Raw genomic sequence first — 19,230 nt, forward strand, 5'->3', positions numbered from 1 at the left:
GGCAAGCCCCGAGCGGAAAAGGCCGGCGGGGCGGGGCGGCCGGGAGCGAGAGGGAGAACGACGAGATGGCGGGCCGAAGGCGTTGGTCTACCGAGCAGATCCTGGACGCGGCGGCGGAACTGCTGCTGACGGGCGACGCCGAGACGTTCAGCGTGCGCAAGCTCGCGGCGGCGCTGGGAACCGACTCCTCCAGTCTCTACCGGCACTTCCGCAACAAGACCGAGCTGCTGCGCGCGGTCGCCGACCGGATCCTGCTGTCCGCCATGGACGGCTACCGGCCCGAGGGTGACTGGAAGCAGCGCCTCACCGCCGTGGCCCTGCGGCTGCGCGCGGCCTTCGGGCAGCAGCCCCAGCTCGCCGCCGTGTGGGGGCGGCACGGCTCGGGCGGTGCCGGTTCCCGGCTGGTGATGGAGGAGGTGCTGCGGGCGCTGCGCGCCTCGGGCCTGCCCGACGAGGAGATTCCCGCGCGCTACCACCGGCTCGTCGTTCTGATCGCCTCGCTGATCACCGCCGAGGGCGGGTTCGGTGCCGTCGGCGCCGAGGAGAACGAGCAGGGCATGGAGCAGTTCCGGGTCGCGGTCCTGGGCGCCGATCCGGACCGATTCCCCACCCTGGCCCACTTCGCCCGCGAGATCCGCCCCCTGGGTGCGGACCGCCGCGCCGCCTTCGAGGAGATCCTCGCGGCCCACCTCGCCCACATCGAGGCCGCGAGCCCCCGGCCGCGGTCCTGAGGCGAGCCCCGGACCGCTACGCCGAGTCCCGGACCACCAGTTCCGGGTCGAAGATCACCGACGTCGGTTCGGTGCGCGCGCCCTTGATGTGGTCGTCGAGGAGGCGTGCCATCGTGGCCGCCATCTCCTCGACGGGCTGGCGGACCGTGGTCAGCCGGGGCCGGCAGGTGACGGCCACGCTGGAGTCGTCGAAGCCGACGACCGCGACGTCCTGCGGCACCCGGCGTCCGTGGTCGCGCAGCACCTGGACGGCGCCCTGGGCCATCAGGTCGTTGGCGGTGAACACGCCGTCGGTGTCGGGGTGTTCGGCGAGCAGTGAGGCCATCGCGGCCATGCCGCTGTCCACCGTGAAGCCGCCCTCGGCCACCGGTACGTGGGGGTGCCCGTGCCGGGCCAGGGTGTCCCGGAACCCGGCCAGGCGCTCCTGGCTGGCGGCGACCGCCAGCGGCCCGGTGACGGTGGCCGGCCGGCGGCACCCCCGTTCCAGCAGGTGCTCGGCGGCGAGCCGGCCGCCGTCGCGGTGGGCGAGGTCGACGTAGCTGAGCGGCACCGGGCGGCCTGGACGGGCGAACAGCACCGCCGGCATCCCGGCGCCGGCGAGCAGCGCGGGCAGCGGGTCGTCGGGGTGGGTGGACACCACCAGGGCACCGTCCGCGCCGCCCTGCCGGAGGTAGGCCACGACCTCCCGCCGGGCCTCGGGGGTCTCGGCGAACATGAGCACCGGGTGCATCCTGCGCGGCCTGAGGTGACCGACCACGCCGCCGACGACGCGGCCGAAGAACGGGTCGGCGAACACCCGTGTGGCGAACGCGTTCTGCTCCGTGTCCGAGGCGTCGCCCGCGCCCGAGACGACCAGGGCGACGGTCGTGGTGCGCCGGGTGACCAGTTGCCTGGCGGCCTGGTTGGGTGCGTACCCGGTGCGTTCGATGGCCCGGCGGACCAGGTCCTGGATGGCCGGGTCGACGTTGCGGACGCCGTTGACCACCCGGGAGACGGTGGCCCGGGAGACGCCAGCCTCCCGGGCCACGTCCTCGAGGGTCGGGGCCTGTCTGCTCATGCCCGCACCCTAACCGGCGGGGTCCGGCGCGTGGTAGAGCGCTCTCCTGCCGTGTGCTGCCCCGCCTCACGCGCCGGGCGCGGGTACGACCTCCAGGTCCGCGGCCAGCGGCACGTCCCCCGCCGATCTGCCGGCCAGCACTCTCCAGGCCCCCGTCTCCGTGCGCCAGGCGTGCTCCGCCACCGACCAGTGGCACAGCGCCCGCGCCGGGACCCGCACCGCCGCCGTCGCCGTCTCCCCCGGGCGCGCCCGCACCGCCGCGTACCCGGCGAGCCACCGTACGGGACGGTCGAGCGCCGACGCGGGCCGCGCGAGGTACACCTGCACGACCTCCCGGCCCTCCCGCACACCGGTGTTGCGCACCTGTACGCGCACGGTGAGGTCCTCGCCCGCCCGGGCCTCCTCCGGGACGGTCAGCTCGTCGTAGGACCAGGTGGTGTAGCCGAGTCCGTGGCCGAACCAGTAGGCGGGCGTGCGGTGGTGGCGCAGCCAGCCCCGGTGGCCGACGTGCAGGCCCTCGTCGTAGTCGAGGCGGCCCGCGCCGTCCGGGCGGGTGCGGGTGACCGGGGCGTCGGTGAGCGCGGCCGGCCAGGTGGTGGGCAGCCGTCCGCCGGGCTCGGCGCGCCCGAAGATCACGTCGGCGAGTCCGGCGCCGCCCTCCTGGCCGGGGAACCAGGCCAGCAGGACCGCGCCCGCCTGCTCCCGCCAGGGCAGTTCCACCGGGCCGCCGCTGTTGACGACGGCGACGGTGCGCCGGTTGGCGGCCGTGACGGCGCGGACCAGCGCGTCCTGGGTGGCGCCGAGCGCCAGGTCCGTGCGGTCGTGGCCCTCCGACTCCCCGTGCTCGGTGGTGCCGACGACCACGATCGCCGCGTCCGCCTCGGCTGCCGCGCGGGCCGCCTCGGAGAGCGACGCGGCGACGTCCGGAGCCGGCGGGGCCGCGACGAGGACGGTCGCCCGGCCGGTGCCGGGCGCCAGTTCGCGGCGGGCCACCAGCAGGGCGTCCCGGCCCACCGTGAGATCCGCGGTGGCGTACTGGGCGGGCGGGTTGACGTGCACCACCGCCGGATCGTCGGTGAGCGGCGGGAAGTCGCCCTCCAGGAGGGTGCGCCCGTCCAGGGTCAGGCTCATGCGGCCGAAGCCGGCCACGCCCAGGGTCCAGCGGCCGGCGGTACGGGGACGCAGCCGGGCGCCGATCTCGACGGTGTGCGCGCCCGGCACCGGGCGGGGCTCGAGCAGCCGTCCGCCCGGACGCCGTTCGGCGTACAGCTCGCGGCCGTCGGCGTCGAGCATCCGCAGCAGAACACCGGGCTGGCCGGAGCGCGGGTCGGTGCAGTCGTCCGGGTCCAGTGGAGGTGCGGGGCCGTCCGGTCGGGGGCCCGGGACGTGGACGACGCGTGCCCGGCCGTGCAGTCCGGCCCGGATGCCGTCGAGGACGGACACCTCTTCCCCCGGGAAGACACCCGCGCTGCCGCCGCCCTGGGTGCGGGTCCGCGCGGCGTGCGCGCCGATCACGGCGACCGTTGCGAGGTGCTCCGGGTCCAGGGGGAGCACGTCCCTGTTGGCCAGCAGAACCGCCCCGGCGGCGACGGCCCGGCGGGCCAGGGCCCGGACCCGGGCCGGGTCGTCACGGGTGGGCGACGGCGCGGGGACCGACAGGTGCTCCGCACCACCCGGGCCGTCCGTCGGCACCGGCCCGAACGCGCCACGGGCGTCCGACGACGCACGGACCGCCGGCCGCTCCCCGCCAGGCGACTCCCCCGTCGGCCGCAACCGGTGCGAGTCGGGTGCGTCCAGCGCGTCCGACCAGGCCGCGAGGCGCAGCAAGCGCCGTGCCTTGTCGTCGACGGTCGCCTCGGGCACGTCGCCGTCGGCCGCCGCCCGTGCCAGCGCCTCGCCCCACGGGCCCTCGGGCCCCGGCATGGCGAGGTCGAGACCGGCGCGGGCCGTGTCCACGGTGCCGCGCACGGCTCCCCAGTCGGAGACGACGACGCCGTCGAAGCCCCACTCGCTCTTCAGCGGGTCGGTGAGCAGGGCGCTCGCGGTCATGGTGGTGCCGTTGACCGCATTGTACCCCGCCATGACGAGTCGCACCCCGGCCGCCACCGCCGCCTCGAAGGGCGCGAGGTAGACCTCCCGCAGCACCCGTTCGCCCACCCGCACGTCGACGGTGAGGCGGTCGGTCTCGGAGTCGTTGGCCACGTAGTGCTTGGCGGTGGCGGCCACGCCGTGGGCCTGGACACCCCGGATCAGCGCGGCGCCGATGCGGCCGGTCAGCTCGGGGTCCTCGGAGAGGCACTCGAAGTGCCGGCCGCCCAGCGGACTGCGGTGCAGGTTCAGGGTCGGGGCCAGGAGGACGTCCACCCCCTTGCGCCGGGCCTCGGCGGCGAGCAGTCCGCCGAGGCGTTCGACGAGGCCCTCGTCCCAGGTGGCGGCGAGTGCCGAGGCCGAGGGCAGCAGGACGGAGGTGCTCAGCTCGTCCCAGGCCTCGCCCCGTACGCCCGCCGGGCCGTCCGACATCACCAACTCCCGCAGCCCCACGGCGGGTTCCGCCTTCGTGCGCCAGGTCGTGGCGCCGGTCAGCAGCAGTGCGCGGGCGCGCGGTGTCAATGTGCCGAGCAGCCGGTCGATCTCTTCGTCACTCGTCCCCACCCGGGCTCCCCTCCGTGTCGTTCCGCGACGTCAGCTGTAGACGCCGAACTCGTACAGCGAGTAGCCGTAACCCGTGCCGCGTGCGGTGCCGTTGACGCGTACGTAGCGGCCGGTGCCGGTCACATCGAGGGTGTCGACGCCGCCGTTGCCGTCGGTCACCGTGGACACGGTCCGCCAGGTCCGGCCGTCGTCGGAGGTCTGGACGGTGTAGGCCTTGGCGTACGACGCCTCCCAGTACAGCTGGACGTGCCGGAACGTGGTGCGCGTGCCCAGGTCCACCTGGAGCCACTGCGGGTCGCTCCAGTCGCTGGCCCAGCGTGTGTCCGGGTTGCCGTCGACGGCGTTGGCGGCGGTGCAGGGGCAGTCGCCGTAGCCCGGCTGGAAGGAGGAGGCGGTGGCCGGCCTGCCGAGGGCGACGTTGGTGCCGTCCACGGCCGGCGGCACGACCCGCGCCGAGAGGGTCTCGACGCCGACGTTGCCCCTGCCGTCGGTGGCCTTGACGTACAGCTTCCAGACGCCGGGCCGGTCGGGGGCGGTCACCGAGAGCCGTCCGCCGCCGAGGTCGGTGAAGGGCATCGGGGTCAGCTGCTTGCTCTGGTCGATGTAGTTGCTGTTGGAGAGCACCTCGTACGCGATCGGGTCGCCGTCGGGGTCGGAGGCGCGCACGGTCAGGACCAGGGCCTTGCCGGCCTGCACCCGGCCCGCGTCGCCCTCGACGCCGAACCCGGAGACGACGGGCGGGGTGTTGTCGCGCGAGGTGTCGCCGCCGTAGGCCCGCTTCACGGCGTAGTACGACAGGCGTTTCTGCCCTGCCGGGAGCAGGTTGAACCAGATGCCGCCGAAGTCGTACTCGGTGCCGTAGTGGAAGAGGGTCGCGCCCAGGGCGACGCCCCGGTGCCCGGTGACGCAGTTCCAGGCGTCCGTGTAACCCTGCGCCTTGGCCTGGTCGGTGGGTTCCTTCGGTACGCCGTTGGCGTCGTCCGGCACCTCCCACTCGCCGGCCGGTCCGGACTCGGTGACGATGTACGGCTTGGTGTAGCCGCCCTGTTCCCACGCGGAGCGCACGTCGCACACGGCGTCGTAGGAGTTGACGGCGTACAGGTCGAGGTCGGGGGCGTTCTTCTTGTAGTAGGGCCAGGCGCCGACCCAGGCGTCGGTGGAGGTGACCGGGTGGTTCGGGTCGACGGCGTGGATCTTCTTGGTGACGTCGTTGACGAAGGTCGTGTAGGCGTCGCGCTGGCGCTCCAGCTCGTCGCCGCCGTAGCAGTTCTGCAGGCCGAGCACCGACTCGTTGCCGACGTTCCACATCAGGACGCCGGGGTGGTCCTTGTACTCCTGCACCCAGCGCGGGAACTCGGCGAGCATCCGGTCCTTGTACGCGGTGTCGGTCAGGTAGTCGACGCAGCCGCCGCTGCCCGGGCCGCCGCCGGGCTGGAGCCAGAAGCCCGCGATGACCTTGACGCCGTGGGCGGCGGCGGAGTCGAGGAGCGGGCGGCTGCTCGCGTCGGTGCCCCAGGTGCGGATGGTGTTGACGCCCATGGAGCGCAGGTCGGGCATGTACCGGTCGGCGTCGGCGGGGGACGGGCCCCAGGTCAGCCCCTTGACGGTGTACGGGCTGCCGTCCACGGTCAGTTGCCAGTTGCCCTGGTTTCCGGTGACCTGCACGACGCTGCCGGCGGCGTGCGCCTGAGTCGCGGGCAGGGCGGTGAGTGCGCCGACGGTGAGCAGGCCGGCGGTGAGGGGGGCGGTGAGTCTGCGGGGTGGGGAGAGTCTGCGGGTGGGGGTGCGGGGTCGGCTCATGGGGGTCTCTCCGGTCTGCGGGATACGGGGGGGGGCGGCCCGGCCGTCGCGGGGACGGACGTGGACGGCCGGGCCGGTCGTTGGGGGCGCGCGCCGGGTCAGGGCAGTTCGTAGTCGTCGTTCAGCGCGGCGCCCGCCTCCGGGTGGGTCTGGTCGTAACCGCGCGCGTCGCACTGCAGTCCGCCGACGATGCAGTGGCCGACCATGGCGTCGAGGGTCGCCTCGTCCCAGGCGTTGAAGAAGTCGTAGTGGAACGAGTAACTCGCACCGCTGGCCAGTCGTACGCGGGAGAGGTCGCCGTTGACCGGGAACGCCATCTTGAACTCGATCATCGGCAGGGCGACGGGGTGGTCGGCCGGGCAGATGTTGTTGTTGGTCCCGGGGTTGACCACCGGATACGCCATGTGGCTCTTGTGGTCAGGTGTGTCCAGGTTCTTGCCGTCCCAGCAACTGGGCGCCTGGAAACGGATGTTGACCTGAACCTCCGGCCGCTCCGGGCAGTCGGTCGGGAAGCCGACGTTGAAGAAGCTGTCGCCGCACTCCCAGCCCTCGACGAAGCCGGGGTGGTCGCGGAACTCCCGGGCGCTCTGCATCGGGTCGGCGACGACGTAGCGCAGTCCCTTCGGGAAGGGCCGCACACTGGTGTAGTCGGTGACGCCGGCCTTGTAGTAGATGGTCTGCGGGCCGACCGGGAGCACGGGGCGGTCGCCGTCGTACATCGTCGGCATCCAGTAGGCCGAGCGGTCGCCGGGTGCCAGGCAGGTGGTGGACCCGGCGTCGAGCGAGGCCGTGGTGCTGTTGGCGTCGGTCGTCGTGTTGCCCATGAACGTGTGGTCGTGCGACGTGCCGGGCTGCTGCGGGAAGACGATCGGGTCGTCGGGTGCCGTGTGGGTGACCGAGCAGTTGGCCTGGAACTCGTGGAAGTAGCGGTGCGGCGGCTCCTTCGTGGACGGGGTGACGCCGGTGACCGGCGGGTTCGCGGGGATGTAGCCGTCACCGTCCGGGTCCTCGGGCGAGGCGGCCGTCGAGACCGCCATGGTGTGCCCGGCGGGCGCCGCCGGGGCGGCGGCCGGGGCCGGCGCCGGGGCGTCCGCGTTGGCGGCGACCGTGCCGATGCCGATCGAGGTCAGCAGTATCGCGCTCGCGACGAGGGTGCCGGACAGAACTTTCGATCTCCGTGGCATGGAGACCTCCTGAGAAGGTCGGGGAAAATCTCGGAGAGCGCTCTCCCGACTCGGAGTGTTGAGGGCGCAAGGGAGGGTGTCAAGGGATTCGACGGGCTGGGCGGCGGTGGCGGCAACTTCCGCAGTGCTCCTACTTGTTGAACACAGAGCACAAGAAGCGGTCGCAACTCTTGACGTGTCCGTGCCGACAGATGAAGAGTGCACTCCCAGAGAGCGCTCCCCCACCTCCACTGCGTTCACTTCCCGAACAAGGAGAGCCCCCCACATGCCCTCTTCCCCCACGCACTCTCCCCTGCCCGAACCCCCCGGACCGCGTCGCCGCAGCCTCCTCGCGGCGGCCGCCGCGGCCCCCGTGCTGACCTCCCTCGCCGGTGCGGGAGCCGCCCGGGCCGTCGACTCCCCCGACGGCCCCCGCGCGCTGCCCGGCGGCGGTGACCTCGGGCCCAACGTCATCGTCTTCGACCCGTCCACGGCGGACATCCAGGGCCGGCTGGACGAGATCTTCAAGCAGCAGGAGTCGGCCCAGTTCGGCACCGGCCGCTACGCGCTGCTGTTCAAACCCGGCACCTACCACGGGCTCAACGCCCAGCTCGGCTTCTACACCTCGATCGCGGGCCTCGGCCTCTCCCCCGACGACACCACCATCAACGGCGACGTCACGGTCGACGCCGGCTGGTTCGACGGCAACGCCACGCAGAACTTCTGGCGTTCGGCGGAGAACCTCGCCCTGGTCCCGGTCAGCGGCACCAACCGCTGGGCGGTCTCGCAGGCGGCGCCCTTCCGGCGCATGCACGTGCGCGGCGGCCTCAACCTCGCCCCCGACGGCTACGGCTGGGCCAGCGGCGGCTACATCGCCGACAGCCGGATCGACGGTGAGGTCGGCCCGTACTCGCAGCAGCAGTGGTACACCCGGGACAGCTCGGTCGGCGGCTGGCTCAACGCCGTGTGGAACATGGTGTTCTCCGGCGTGGAGGGCGCGCCCGCGCAGAGCTTCCCCGAGCCGCCGTACACCACGCTGGAGACCACGCCCGTCTCCCGTGAGAAGCCGTTCCTGTACCTCGAGGGCGACGAGTACCGCGTCTTCCTCCCGGACAAGCGCACCGACGCCCGGGGCGTCTCCTGGGGCAACGGCACCCCGCGCGGCACCTCGCTCCCCCTGTCCGGCTTCTACGTCGCCAAGCCCGGCGACTCGGCGGCCACCCTCAACCAGGCGCTGGAGCAGGGCCTGCACCTGCTGCTGACGCCGGGCATCTACCACCTCGACCAGACCGTAGACGTCAAGCGCGCGGGCACGGTCGTCCTGGGCCTCGGCTACGCCACCCTCGTCCCCGACAACGGCGTCACCGCGCTGAGGGTCGCCGACGTGGACGGCGTACGGCTGGCCGGGTTCCTCGTGGACGCCGGTCCGGTCAACTCCGCGACGCTGCTGGAGATCGGGCCCGAGGGGGCGTCGGCGGACCATGCGGCCAACCCCACCACCGTGCAGGACGTGTTCGTCCGGATCGGCGGCGCGGGCCCCGGCAAGGCCACGACCAGCATGGTGGTCAACAGCCGGCACACGATCGTCGACCACACCTGGGTGTGGCGCGCCGACCACGGCGACGGCGTCGGCTGGGAGACCAACCGCGCCGACTACGGCGTGGTGGTCAACGGCGACGACGTACTGATCACCGGCCTGTTCGTCGAGCACTTCAACAAGTACGACGTGCAGTGGAACGGCGAGCGGGGCCGCACGGTCTTCTTCCAGAACGAGAAGGCCTACGACGCCCCCGACCAGGCCGCGATCCAGAACGGCTCGGTCAAGGGGTACGCCGCCTACAAGGTCGGGGACGACGTCACCGAGCACGAGGGCTGGGGCATGGGCAGCTACTGCTACTACAACGTGAACCCGTCCATCGTGCAGCACCACGGTTTCGCCGCGCCGACCCGGTCGGGGGTGCGCTTCCACGGGCTGCTCGTGGTGTCGCTGGGCGGCCAGGGACAGTACGAGTGCGTCATCAACGACACCGGTGCGCCCACGTCGGGGACGGACACCGTGCCGTCGAAGGTGGTGCAGTACCCCTGAGCCGTGCTGCCCCGGGCGTCCCGCAGCGGGGGTGCCCGGGGCAGGCGGGGGCGGCCGTCTCCCGTGGAGCTCGCAGGTCTCGGTGGCGGCAGGTCATCCGGCATCGCCCGGGCTCGCGTTCGGCAGGCCCGGTGACCGGGCGATCTCTCGTTCGGCGGCTTCGATCAGGGCCAGTGCGGCCTCGGCCGCGGCCTCGGGGTCGCGCGCTTCGACGGCCCGCACGATGGCGCGGTGCCCCGGCAACGAGGCTTCCACCGCTCCCGGGGTCTGCGTGCTGATGAGGAAGCTGTGCTCCAGGGCGATCTCGACGGCCCGGCCGAGTGAGCCGATGAGACGGTTGCCGCTGGCGGCGAGCAGGGCCCGGTGGAAGGCGAGGTCGGCCTCGACGTAGCCACTGCGGCCGGGTGCCGCCGCCGCGGCCTCCATGGCGGCCAGCGACTCGTGCAGGACGCGCAGGTCGTCGGGTCCGGCCCGGTGGGCGGCGAGCCGGGCCGCCTTCGGCTCGACGATCAGGCGCAGTTCGCCCGTGTCGCGCAGCAGGGACGCGGCGTCCCCGTCCTGCTTCCAGCGCAGGACGTCCCGGTCGAGATGGTTCCAGTGCTCCGGAGGCAGCACCCGGGTGCCGGTGCGCGGTCGTACGCGCAGCATCCCCTTGGCCATCAGTGCCTTGACCGCTTCTCGCACCACTCCGCGGCTGACGCCCAGGTCGGCCGCGAGCGCGTCCTCGACGGGCAGCGGGTCCCCCGGGTTCCAGACGCCGCCCACGACGCGCCGCCCCAGTTCGTCGACCACACGCTGGTGCGTGGTCGGGAAGTGTCCCACGATCTCTGCCCGCCCCCTGGACGCCATTCATCGAATCATTTAATGATTGTGGCACAGGGTATGGCCCCGCGGACCCTCACCCGAGAACGCCCCTTCGTGAGACGGACGACGCCACAGCCGACGGGAGTGACCGCATGACCGACGGGCAGAGGACGAGCCGACGCAGCCAGGCGTGGTTCGGCGCGCAGGGCCGCAGCGGGATGATCTACCGCTCCTGGATGCGCAACCAGGGGTTCGGGCACGAGGTGTTCGACGGGCGCCCCGTCATCGGCATCGCGACCAGTGCCTCCGAACTCGCCCCGTGCAACGCCCACCTGACCCGCGTCGCCGAAGCCGTCAAACGCGGCGTGTGGCAGGCGGGCGGGCTGCCGCTGCAGTTCCCCACCATGGCCACCGGCGAGACCCTGATGCGCCCCACCGCGATGCTGTACCGCAACCTGATGGCGATGGAGGTCGAGGAGCTGATCCGGGCCAACCCGCTCGACGGGGTCGTGCTGCTGTCCGGCTGTGACAAGACGACCCCCGCCATGCTCATGGGCGCCGCCAGCGTCGACCTGCCCGCCGTGATGGTCACCGGCGGGCCGATGCTCAACGGCAAGTACCGGGGTCGGGACGTGGGGTCCGGCACCCACGTGTGGAAGTTCGAGGAGGATCTCAAGGCCGGCCGGATGACCCAGGAGGAGTGCTTCTTCGCGGAAGGCTGCATGGCCCGCTCGAACGGGCACTGCATGACGATGGGGACCGCCTCGACGATGGCCTGCGTGGCGGAGGCGCTCGGCATGCAGCTGCCCGGTTCCGCGGCCTGGCCCGCGGTCGACTCCCGCCGGATGGAGACCGCGCAGGCGGCCGGGCGACGCATCGTGGGGATGGTGGAGGAGGAGCTGCGCCCCTCTCGGATCCTGACCCGGGAGGCGTTCGAGAACGCCGTCCGGGTCAACGCGGCCATCGGGGGCTCCACGAACGCCGTCATCCACCTCACCGCCCTCGCGGGGCGTGTCGGTGTCGAGTTGAGCCTGTCGGACTTCGACGACCTGGTCCGCGAGGTGCCGACGCTGGTCAACCTGATGCCCAGCGGCACGTACCTCATGGAGGACTTCTGCTACGCGGGCGGCCTGCCGGCCGTCCTGGCCGAGCTGCTCAAGGGCGAGTTGCTGCACGGCGACCAGATCACGGTCACCGGACGCACCGTCGCCGACAACACCGAGCACGCCGAACACGTCGGCTCCGACGTCATCACCCCTCTCGACGCCCCCTTCCAGCCGGCCGGCACCGGCATCGCCGTGCTGCGCGGCAACCTGTGCCCCGACGGGGCCGTGATCAAGCAGTCCGCGGCGTCGCCCCACCTGCTCACCCACCGCGGCCCCGCGCGCGTCTTCGACTCTCCGGAGGCCTACCACGAGGTCGTCGACGACCCGGAACTCGACATCGACGAGAACACCGTCGTCGTCATCCGCAACGCCGGTCCCAAGGGGTACCCGGGTATGCCCGAGGTGTCCAACGTCCCGCTCCCCGCCAAGCTGCTGAAGGCCGGCGTCAAGGACCTGGTGCGGGTCTGCGACGGCCGGATGAGCGGCACGGGGTACGGAACGGTGGTCCTGCACGTGGCGCCCGAGGCCGCCGTCGGCGGACCCCTCGCCCTGGTGCGCGACGGCGACCCCGTCGTCCTCGACGTTCCGAACCGCACCCTGCACCTGGACGTGGACGACGCCGAGCTCGGTCGGCGCCGAAAGCTGTGGAGGGCGGCCGCCGAGCAGTACGCCGGCGGCTACACCTGGCTCTACACGCAGCACGTGGAACAGGCCGACCGGGGCGCCGACTTCGATTTCCTGCGCGGACGTCGTGGCCACGGCGTCCCCCGCGACTCCCACTGAGGCCGGCCCCGGGAACCGTACTCCCCCGACCCCAGGAGAGCATCGATCGTGGAATCGGCAGCAGTACACCCTCGTCCAATCCTCACCGGCTCCTGTGTCCTGCCCAAGGACGCGGACCGCGCGGCCCTCGTCGCACGCGTCCACGCCCCGGAGTGGGACGGGCCGTGTGTGGCCGCTGTGCGCGGGGAGCGTGTCGTCGACCTGACGGACGTCGTTCCCACCGTCTCCGACCTCATGGAACGCGACGACGCGGCGGCCGTCGTGCGGGAGGCAGACGGGGGACGCGTCTGGCACCTGGACGAACTGCTCGCAGCACCCCACGGCCGTCGTGACGTTCCCCATCTGCTCGCGCCCGTCGACCTTCAGGTGATCAAGGCCGCCGGTGTGACCTTCGCCGGGAGCCTGCTGGAACGCGTCATCGAGGAGCGCACGGGCGGCGACCCGGCGCAGGCCGCCCGGGTACGGGCCCGTGTCGAGCGGGCGGTGGGCGGCGCGCTCGACGGTGTCCGTCCCGGATCGCCCGAGGCGGACCGGGTGAAGGAACTGCTCGTCGCCGAGGGTCTGTGGTCGCCGTACCTGGAGGTCGGCATCGGTCCGGACCCGGAGGTGTTCACCAAGGCGCCGGTCCTGTCCGCGGTCGGCGTCGGCGCCGACATCGGAGTGCTCGCCGCCTCGGTGTGGAACAACCCCGAGCCCGAGGTCGTCCTCGTCGTGGACTCGCGCGGCCGCGTACGCGGCGCGACGCTCGGCAACGACGTCAACCTCCGTGACGTCGAGGGACGCAGCGCGCTGCTGCTGGCCCGTGCCAAGGACAACAACGCCTCGTGCGCGATCGGCCCGTTCATCCGCCTGTTCGACGACGGCTTCGACCTCGACACCGTCCGCGGGCTCGACGTCGGCCTGCGGGTCGACGGCCCGGAGGGCTACGCGCTGCACGGCAGCAGCTCCATGCGCGAGATCAGCCGCGACGTCCTGGACCTGGTGGCCGCCACGCACGGTCCGCACCACCAGTACCCGGACGGCTTCGTGCTGTTCACCGGGACGCTGTTCGCCCCCACCGAGGACCGAAAGGCACCGGGGTCGGGCTTCACCCACGAGCACGGCGACGTCGTACGCATCTCCAGCCCGCACCTCGGCACCCTGGTCAACACCGTCGTCACCAGCGAGCAGGCCGCGCCGTGGACGTTCGGCGTACGTGCGCTGACGCGCAGTCTCGCCCGGCGCGGCGTGCTGTGAGCCACCGGGGCGTCAGGCGGCTCCCGGCGGGCGGCCCGGCTCCCGGCCGAACATCGACCGCAGGCGTCGCGTGTGGTCCGGGTACCGTGCGGGCCCGGTCAGCGTGACCCCGGCGACGAGGCGGTGATCCGCGCTGGAGGCGGCCAGCCGCAGTTCCAGCTCACCCGGTTCGACCACGCGCCGGCCGTCGCGTCCGGTGAAGGAAGCGAGGTCGGCCGGGACCGTGACACGCAGACGTACGGCCTCGCCCGGCTCCAGGTCGACCCGGGCATGGCCGACGAGACGCTGCACCGGCTGGACGACGGAGGCGACGGGGTCGTGCAGATACAGCTGCACGACCTCGGTTCCGGACCGCTCGCCCGTGTTGCGGACGGTGAAGGCGAGACGGAACTCGCCGTCCGTCGGCGCCTCCTGCGCGTCGACCCTCAGGTCTGTCCATTCGAAGCGCGTATAGGACAGGCCGTGGCCGAAGGCGAACGCGGGTGTCGGGTCGACGTTCGACACTGCTCCGGCGTGGGCGAGCCGCGCGCCGAGGTAGGTGGCCGGCTGCGAACCCGGCCCGCTCGGCACGCTGACCGGAAGCCGCCCGGAGGGATTGACGCGGCCACTGAGCACACCGGCGATCGCGTGCGTGCCCTCCTCCCCCGGGAAGAAGGACTGCACGATCGCGGCGCCCTCCCCCACGGCACGGCCGAGTGCGTACGGCCGCCCCGCGAGCAGCACGGTGACCACGGGGGTCCCCTGGTCGAGCAGGGCGTCGAGCAGCTGTTGCTGCGCCCCCGGCAGTGCCAGCGTCTCGGCGTCGCACCCCTCACCGCTGGTGCCCCTCCCGAAGAGCCCGGCGCGGTCCCCGAGCACCACGACGGCGATGTCGGCCTCGCGTGCCACGCGTGCGGCCTCCGGGATGCCGGTGAGGTCCCCGTCGTCGATCCCGGTGCCCCGGGAAAAGGTGATCTCGGCCTCGGGGAACTCCGCGGCGAGGGTGTCGTGCAGCGTCGGCAACTCGATGCCGTGCGGGGTCCCGGGGTGGCGGACGCCGATGTGCTGGGGGAAGGAGTAGCAGCCGAGTACGGCGGTGGGCTCGCCGGCGTTGGGACCGAGCAGGGCGATGCGGCGAGGCCGGTCCAGCGGCAGGGTGCCGTCGTTGCTCAGCAGCACCACCGCCTCCTGGGCGATCGTGCGGGCCAGTTGCCGGTTCTCCGGCCCGTCCAGGTCGATCCGGCCCCTCAGGGCTTCCGGGTGGTCGAGATCCGCCCCTTCCAGTGCGGCCGGCACCGGGTTCCAGTCCGGATCGAGCATGCCGAGCCGCGCCTTCTGCGTGAGTGTCCGGCGAAGGGCGCGGTCCACCAGCGCCTCCGGGACGCGCCCGTCCGCGACGGCCTCGGCCAGGGGAGCGCCGTACGTCTTGACGTTGGGCAGCTCGACGTCGACGCCCGCCCCCAGCGCCAGTGCGGCCGCGTCGGCCCAGTCGGCCGCCACCCCGTGCAGGGTCCTGAGGAAGGCGATGGCGAAGTAGTCGGCGACGACGGTGCCGTCGAAGCCCCAGGTGTCGCGCAGCAGCCCGGTGAGCAGGTCCTCGTCGGCCGCGGAGGGGACGCCGTCGGTGTCCGTGTACGCGTTCATCACCGACCGGGCGCCGCCTTCGCGTATCGCCATCTCGAACGGGGGCAGCAGGACGTCGGCCCGCTCGCGGGGGCCCACGGAGCAGGGAGCGAGGTTGCGGCCGGCGCGTGAGGCCGAGTAGCCGGCGAAGTGCTTGAGGGTGGCGACGATCCCGGCCGACTCCAGCCCGCGCACGTAGGCCGTTCCGACGGTGCCGACGAGGTACGGGTCCTCTCCGATGGTCTCCTCGACCCGGCCCCAGCGGGCGTCCCGCACCACGTCCAGGACGGGAGCGAGTCCCTGGTGGACGCCGACGGCGCGCATGTCGCGTCCGATGGCGGCGGCCATGCGCTCGACCAGGTCCGGGTCGAACGTGGCGCCCCAGGACAGCGGGACCGGGTAGGCGGTCGCGCCCCAGGCGGAGAAGCCCGCCAGGCACTCGTCGTGGGCGAGCGCGGGAATGCCGAAGCGGTTCCCGGCGGCGATCCGGGTCTGCGTACGGGCCAGGGAGAGCGCCCCCAGCGCCGGGTCGACCGGGACCGTCCCGAAGGGCCGGGTCAGCTGGCCCAGCCCGGTGGGCAGGAGGGCGTCGAGATCCACGGCCTCTTCCATGTCGTGCTGGTGCGGGGCCACTTCGTCCCCTTCGTCGGAGGCGCCCACCCAGACTCCGTACATCTGGGCGGTCTTCTCGGCGAGCGTCATCGCGGCGACGAGCGCGTCGACGCGCGCGGTGACGGAGGCGGTGGTGTCGTTCCAGAGCGGGGCGGTGGTGGTGTTCTCGTTCTCTTCGGCCACGTTGGCGTTCACTTTCCTCCCACGTCGGCGTCGGTCAGCGACTGAATCCGGCGGTCAGACCGCTCAACAACTGGCGGCGGCCGAAGGCGTACAGGATCAGGACGGGCAGGGTGGTGAGGACGACCGCGGCCAGAACGGCGGGGACGTTGACCCCGTACTGGCCCTGGAAGGCCCACAGCGCGAGCGGCAGGGTCCGGCGCTGCGGGCTCTGGGTGAGCACCAGTGGCAGCAGGAATCCGTTCCAGATGGTCAGTGCGTTGAAGATGGTCACGGTGAGAATGGCCGGTCGGGTGAGCGGTGCGGCCAGCCGCCACATCGTCGTCCATTCGCCGGCGCCGTCGACCCGCATCGAGTCGAACAGTTCGTTGGGCACGTCCCGGACGAAGTTGGCCAGCACCAGCACCGACAGCGGGATGGCGAAGGCGACGGACGGCAGGATCAACGCCAGCAGACTGTCGTACAGCTGGAGTTTGATGATGATCAGGTAGACGGGGATGACGGTCGCCTGCAGCGGGATGGCCAGGCCCATGAGGAACAGGCCGTTCATCGCGCGCAGTACCCGCATGCGCCGGCCTCGGACGATCGCGTAGGCCGCCATGAAGGAGAACACGACCGCCGGCACCACGGCGCCGACCGTGACCACGACGCTGTTCGCGAAGTAGCGCAGGAAGTCGGACTCGACGACCAGCCGGTAGTTGTCCAGCGTCGGGTCGGCCGGAGGCACCAGCGGGTTCTCCGCGTAATAGCGGCTCTGGGCCTTGAGGCTGGTGATGAGGGTCCAGTACAGGGGCACGGCGACCACGACCAGCCAGAGCCATCCCGCCAGACCGCCGGCCCAGTTGCGCCGGCCGGTCACCCGGGACGAGCGCTGCGGCCGGTCGCGGCCGGCGGCCTCGGGCGGCCGTCGTGCCTCGGACAGTTCGGTGGTCACCTCAGACTCCCTCGAGTTGGCTCGCGCCGGCGTCCCGGCCTCCGAGCCGGCGCAGCAGCAGCGCGAGGGCCAGACCCACCAGGACCAGGATGACCGCGATGACGCTGGCCGGTCCCATCAGACTGGCCTGGAATCCCCGCTTGTACATGTCCAGTGCGAGCACCCGGGTGGCATCCCCGGGACCGCCCTCGGTCAGCACGAAGATGAGGTCGAAGAAGGTCAGCGACCCCACCACCATCAGCGTGGACGAGGTGATGACGGTGTACTTCAGCTGGGGCAGGGTGATGCTGAAGAACTGCCGGACGCGTCCGGCCCCGTCCAGCTGTGCCGCCTCGTAGAGTGACGTGGGAATCTGCTGGACGCCGCCTTGGTAGATCAGGGTGTGGAACGGGACGAACTGCCAGGAGACGACGAAGACGACGACACCGAACGCGAGCCCCGGCCGCCCCAGCCAGTCCTGGACCAGCAGCGGCAGCTTCAGTCCCGCCCCGAGCCCGAAGTTGGGATCCAGCAGCGCCTTGTACCCGATCGCGATGGCGGCGGAGCTGAGCATCAAGGGGATGAAGTAGACCACGCCCAGCACCGCGCGGTACCGCTGGCGGCCCGCCAGGAACGTGCCGAGCAGAATGCTCAACGGTGTCTGAACGGCCCAGGACACGGCCATCACCAGGAACGTCACCCACAGGGCGTGCGGCAGCCCGGGGTCGGTGAGCACCGCGCGCCAACTGTCCAGCCCAGAGGCGTGGATGGTGCCGATCCCGTCCCAGGTGGTGAAGCTCAGCGCGAAGACACCGACGAGCGGAACCACCGCGAAGCCGACGTACACCACCAGCGCCGGCGTCGCCAGCCACGGCAGGATGCTGCGCGGTGGGCGACCGGGCGAGTGGCCCGTGTGCGGGCTCATGTGCCGATGACCGCGTTGAGGTTGGCGGCGAACTGCTGCGGCGAGACGGACAGCTGGAACAACTTGGCGACGTTGTCCAGCAGCGTCTCGGCGGCCGTCGGGCTGAGGGCCTGGTCCCAGGACTGCACGAAGGTCTTGGCCTTGCTGGCGATGCCGTAGTTCACCTGGAGGAAGTCGGCGCTCTTGGAGGCGGCCAGGAGCTTCTCCGTGCCGACCCGGACCGGAACGGACCCGTTGTCGATCCACGCCTTCACCTCGGCGTCCTGGAGGACACCGGTCGCGAAGAACTCCTTGGCGATCTTCTTCTCCTCCTCGGTGGCCTTGGAGGAGAGGGAGAGGTACTGGGCGGGGTTGCCGACCGCGTTGCTCGGATCGCCCTTGCCGCCGTCGACGGGCGGGAAGTTCATGTAGCCGAGGCCGCCGCTGGCGACGAAGTCACCGCCGTCGGCCTGCTGGATGCCGTACGACCACGCGCCGTGCAGCATCATCGCGGCCTTGTCGGTGTAGAGCAGCGCCTGGTCCGCGTTGGAGTCCGCGGTGATGGACGAGAAGCCCTTGATGAACCCGTCGGCCTCGACCAGTTCCTGCACCCTGGTCAGCGCGGTGATGGCGTCGGGGTGCGACCAGGCGTCCTTCTGTCCGTCGATGACGGCCTGAAACACCTCTGGACCGCCGATGCGGTCGAACAGGAACTCCAGCCACATCATGTTCGTCCACCGGGACTGCCCACCGAGGGAGAACGGCGCTATGCCCTTCGCGTTGAACCGGGGCACCAGCGCCATCATGTCTTCCCAGGACTCCGGTGGCTCGGCGCCGACCTTCTCGAAGACCCTCTTGTTGTAGTAGAGGACGATCGGCTGCACTGCGTCGCACGGGACCGCGTAGATCTTGCCGTCCACGGTCGCCGCGCCGAAGGACGACGGGAAGCGTGACTTCTTGACCTCGGGATGTTCGTCGAACCACGAGGTGAGGTCGTCGACCTGGCCGGCTTCCGCGTAGGTGCGCAGCGTCCCGCCGCCCCAGCCCCAGATGATGGTGGGCGCCTGCCCCGCACCGATGGCCGTCTTGATCTTGGTCTTGTAGGCGTCGTTCTGGAACGTCGTGTCCTTGATCCGGCTGTCCGGGTGGGCCTTGTTGAAGGCGTCCACCGCACCGGCTCGGACGCCTTCCTGCGGCTGGCCGTTCAGGTACCAGTACGTGGCTCCGCCACCGCTCTTGCCGGGTCCGGACGAGCCGCAGGCCGCCAGCGCCGCGGAGACCGGCACACCGGCGGCCAGGCCTAGGAGAGTACGTCGGGAGAGCGCCATGTCTTTTCTCCGCACCCGAGAGCCGTCGGCTTCTCGTGACTCGTGGTGAAAGGTTTTCGAAATCGCCTTCTCCGAGCTCTGGTCATGCAAGTTAGGGAGCAGACTGACAAGGTGTCAAGGCATGTGCGCAAGCGTTCTCCTGCTTCAAGAACCGTTGGTACGACTGGGATTTGACGATCGGCAACGAGTCCGGACAGCTTCGAAACAGTTTCGAAAGGCATGACTGCGGGGCAGAGAAGGTGAGGTGACACGAGTCGCGTTGCCGTACTGTTG

Annotated in this window: 13 protein-coding genes; 4 read left to right on the forward strand and 9 right to left on the reverse strand. The window is 71.9% G+C overall.

Going from position 1 to position 19,230, the window contains the following annotated elements; translation table 11 throughout:
- The first annotated feature begins 65 nt into the window (after window positions 1–65).
- The gene (locus NI25_RS05420; RefSeq protein WP_061441351.1) at window positions 66–731 is read left to right on the forward strand and encodes a TetR/AcrR family transcriptional regulator; all 666 of its coding nucleotides are present in this window, start codon (window positions 66–68) and stop codon (window positions 729–731) included.
- Window positions 732–747: 16 nt separating this feature from the next.
- On the opposite strand, the gene NI25_RS05425 is transcribed toward NI25_RS05420, so the two are convergent.
- The 4 genes from NI25_RS05425 to NI25_RS05440 form a co-directional block, all read right to left on the reverse strand.
- The gene (locus NI25_RS05425; RefSeq protein WP_061441352.1) at window positions 748–1,788 is read right to left on the reverse strand and encodes a LacI family DNA-binding transcriptional regulator; all 1,041 of its coding nucleotides are present in this window, start codon (window positions 1,786–1,788) and stop codon (window positions 748–750) included.
- Window positions 1,789–1,854: 66 nt separating this feature from the next.
- Window positions 1,855–4,440, reverse strand: coding sequence for a glycoside hydrolase family 3 C-terminal domain-containing protein (locus tag NI25_RS05430; protein WP_061441353.1), 2,586 nt, complete (start codon window positions 4,438–4,440; stop codon window positions 1,855–1,857).
- A 30-nt stretch (window positions 4,441–4,470) separates the two neighbouring features.
- A complete protein-coding gene (locus NI25_RS05435; RefSeq protein ID WP_061441354.1) occupies window positions 4,471–6,240 on the reverse strand; it encodes a discoidin domain-containing protein in 1,770 nt (589 codons plus the stop codon).
- 98 nt (window positions 6,241–6,338) lie between these two features.
- Window positions 6,339–7,424 (reverse strand): DUF1996 domain-containing protein, encoded by a 1,086-nt coding sequence (locus tag NI25_RS05440; RefSeq protein ID WP_061441355.1) that lies wholly within the window; start codon window positions 7,422–7,424, stop codon window positions 6,339–6,341.
- A 265-nt stretch (window positions 7,425–7,689) separates the two neighbouring features.
- Here NI25_RS05440 and NI25_RS05445 point away from each other — a divergent pair, with 265 nt between their 5' ends.
- Complete coding sequence (locus NI25_RS05445) at window positions 7,690–9,489, forward strand: hypothetical protein (RefSeq protein ID WP_061441356.1); 1,800 nt, start codon at window positions 7,690–7,692, stop codon at window positions 9,487–9,489.
- Between the two features lie 93 nt (window positions 9,490–9,582).
- On the opposite strand, the gene NI25_RS05450 is transcribed toward NI25_RS05445, so the two are convergent.
- The gene (locus NI25_RS05450; protein ID WP_061441357.1) at window positions 9,583–10,338 is read right to left on the reverse strand and encodes a FadR/GntR family transcriptional regulator; all 756 of its coding nucleotides are present in this window, start codon (window positions 10,336–10,338) and stop codon (window positions 9,583–9,585) included.
- Between the two features lie 107 nt (window positions 10,339–10,445).
- Between NI25_RS05450 and NI25_RS05455 the strand changes: the two genes are divergently transcribed.
- Together NI25_RS05455 and NI25_RS05460 are read left to right on the forward strand one after the other, a co-directional pair.
- The gene (locus NI25_RS05455; RefSeq protein ID WP_061441358.1) at window positions 10,446–12,182 is read left to right on the forward strand and encodes an IlvD/Edd family dehydratase; all 1,737 of its coding nucleotides are present in this window, start codon (window positions 10,446–10,448) and stop codon (window positions 12,180–12,182) included.
- Window positions 12,183–12,230: 48 nt separating this feature from the next.
- Entirely contained in the window at window positions 12,231–13,418 is a 1,188-nt protein-coding gene (locus NI25_RS05460) for a fumarylacetoacetate hydrolase family protein (protein WP_061441359.1), read from the forward strand.
- 12 nt (window positions 13,419–13,430) lie between these two features.
- Here the strand turns inward: NI25_RS05460 and NI25_RS05465 are convergent, their stop codons facing one another.
- The 4 genes from NI25_RS05465 to NI25_RS05480 are packed head-to-tail and all read right to left on the reverse strand — an operon-like array spanning window position 13,431 to window position 18,957.
- Entirely contained in the window at window positions 13,431–15,827 is a 2,397-nt protein-coding gene (locus NI25_RS05465) for a beta-glucosidase family protein (RefSeq protein ID WP_061441360.1), read from the reverse strand.
- A 22-nt stretch (window positions 15,828–15,849) separates the two neighbouring features.
- A complete protein-coding gene (locus NI25_RS05470) occupies window positions 15,850–16,746 on the reverse strand; it encodes a carbohydrate ABC transporter permease (protein WP_061441361.1) in 897 nt (298 codons plus the stop codon).
- A gap of 1 nt (window position 16,747) precedes the next feature.
- The gene (locus NI25_RS05475) at window positions 16,748–17,650 is read right to left on the reverse strand and encodes a carbohydrate ABC transporter permease (protein ID WP_061441362.1); all 903 of its coding nucleotides are present in this window, start codon (window positions 17,648–17,650) and stop codon (window positions 16,748–16,750) included.
- Entirely contained in the window at window positions 17,647–18,957 is a 1,311-nt protein-coding gene (locus tag NI25_RS05480) for an extracellular solute-binding protein (RefSeq protein ID WP_061441363.1), read from the reverse strand. The genes NI25_RS05475 and NI25_RS05480 overlap by 4 nt, the downstream gene beginning before the upstream one ends.
- Window positions 18,958–19,230: the final 273 nt, after the last annotated feature.

This window comes from Streptomyces sp. CCM_MD2014, assembly GCF_000772045.1.
GTDB classification, from domain to species: Bacteria; Actinomycetota; Actinomycetes; order Streptomycetales; family Streptomycetaceae; genus Streptomyces; species Streptomyces salinarius.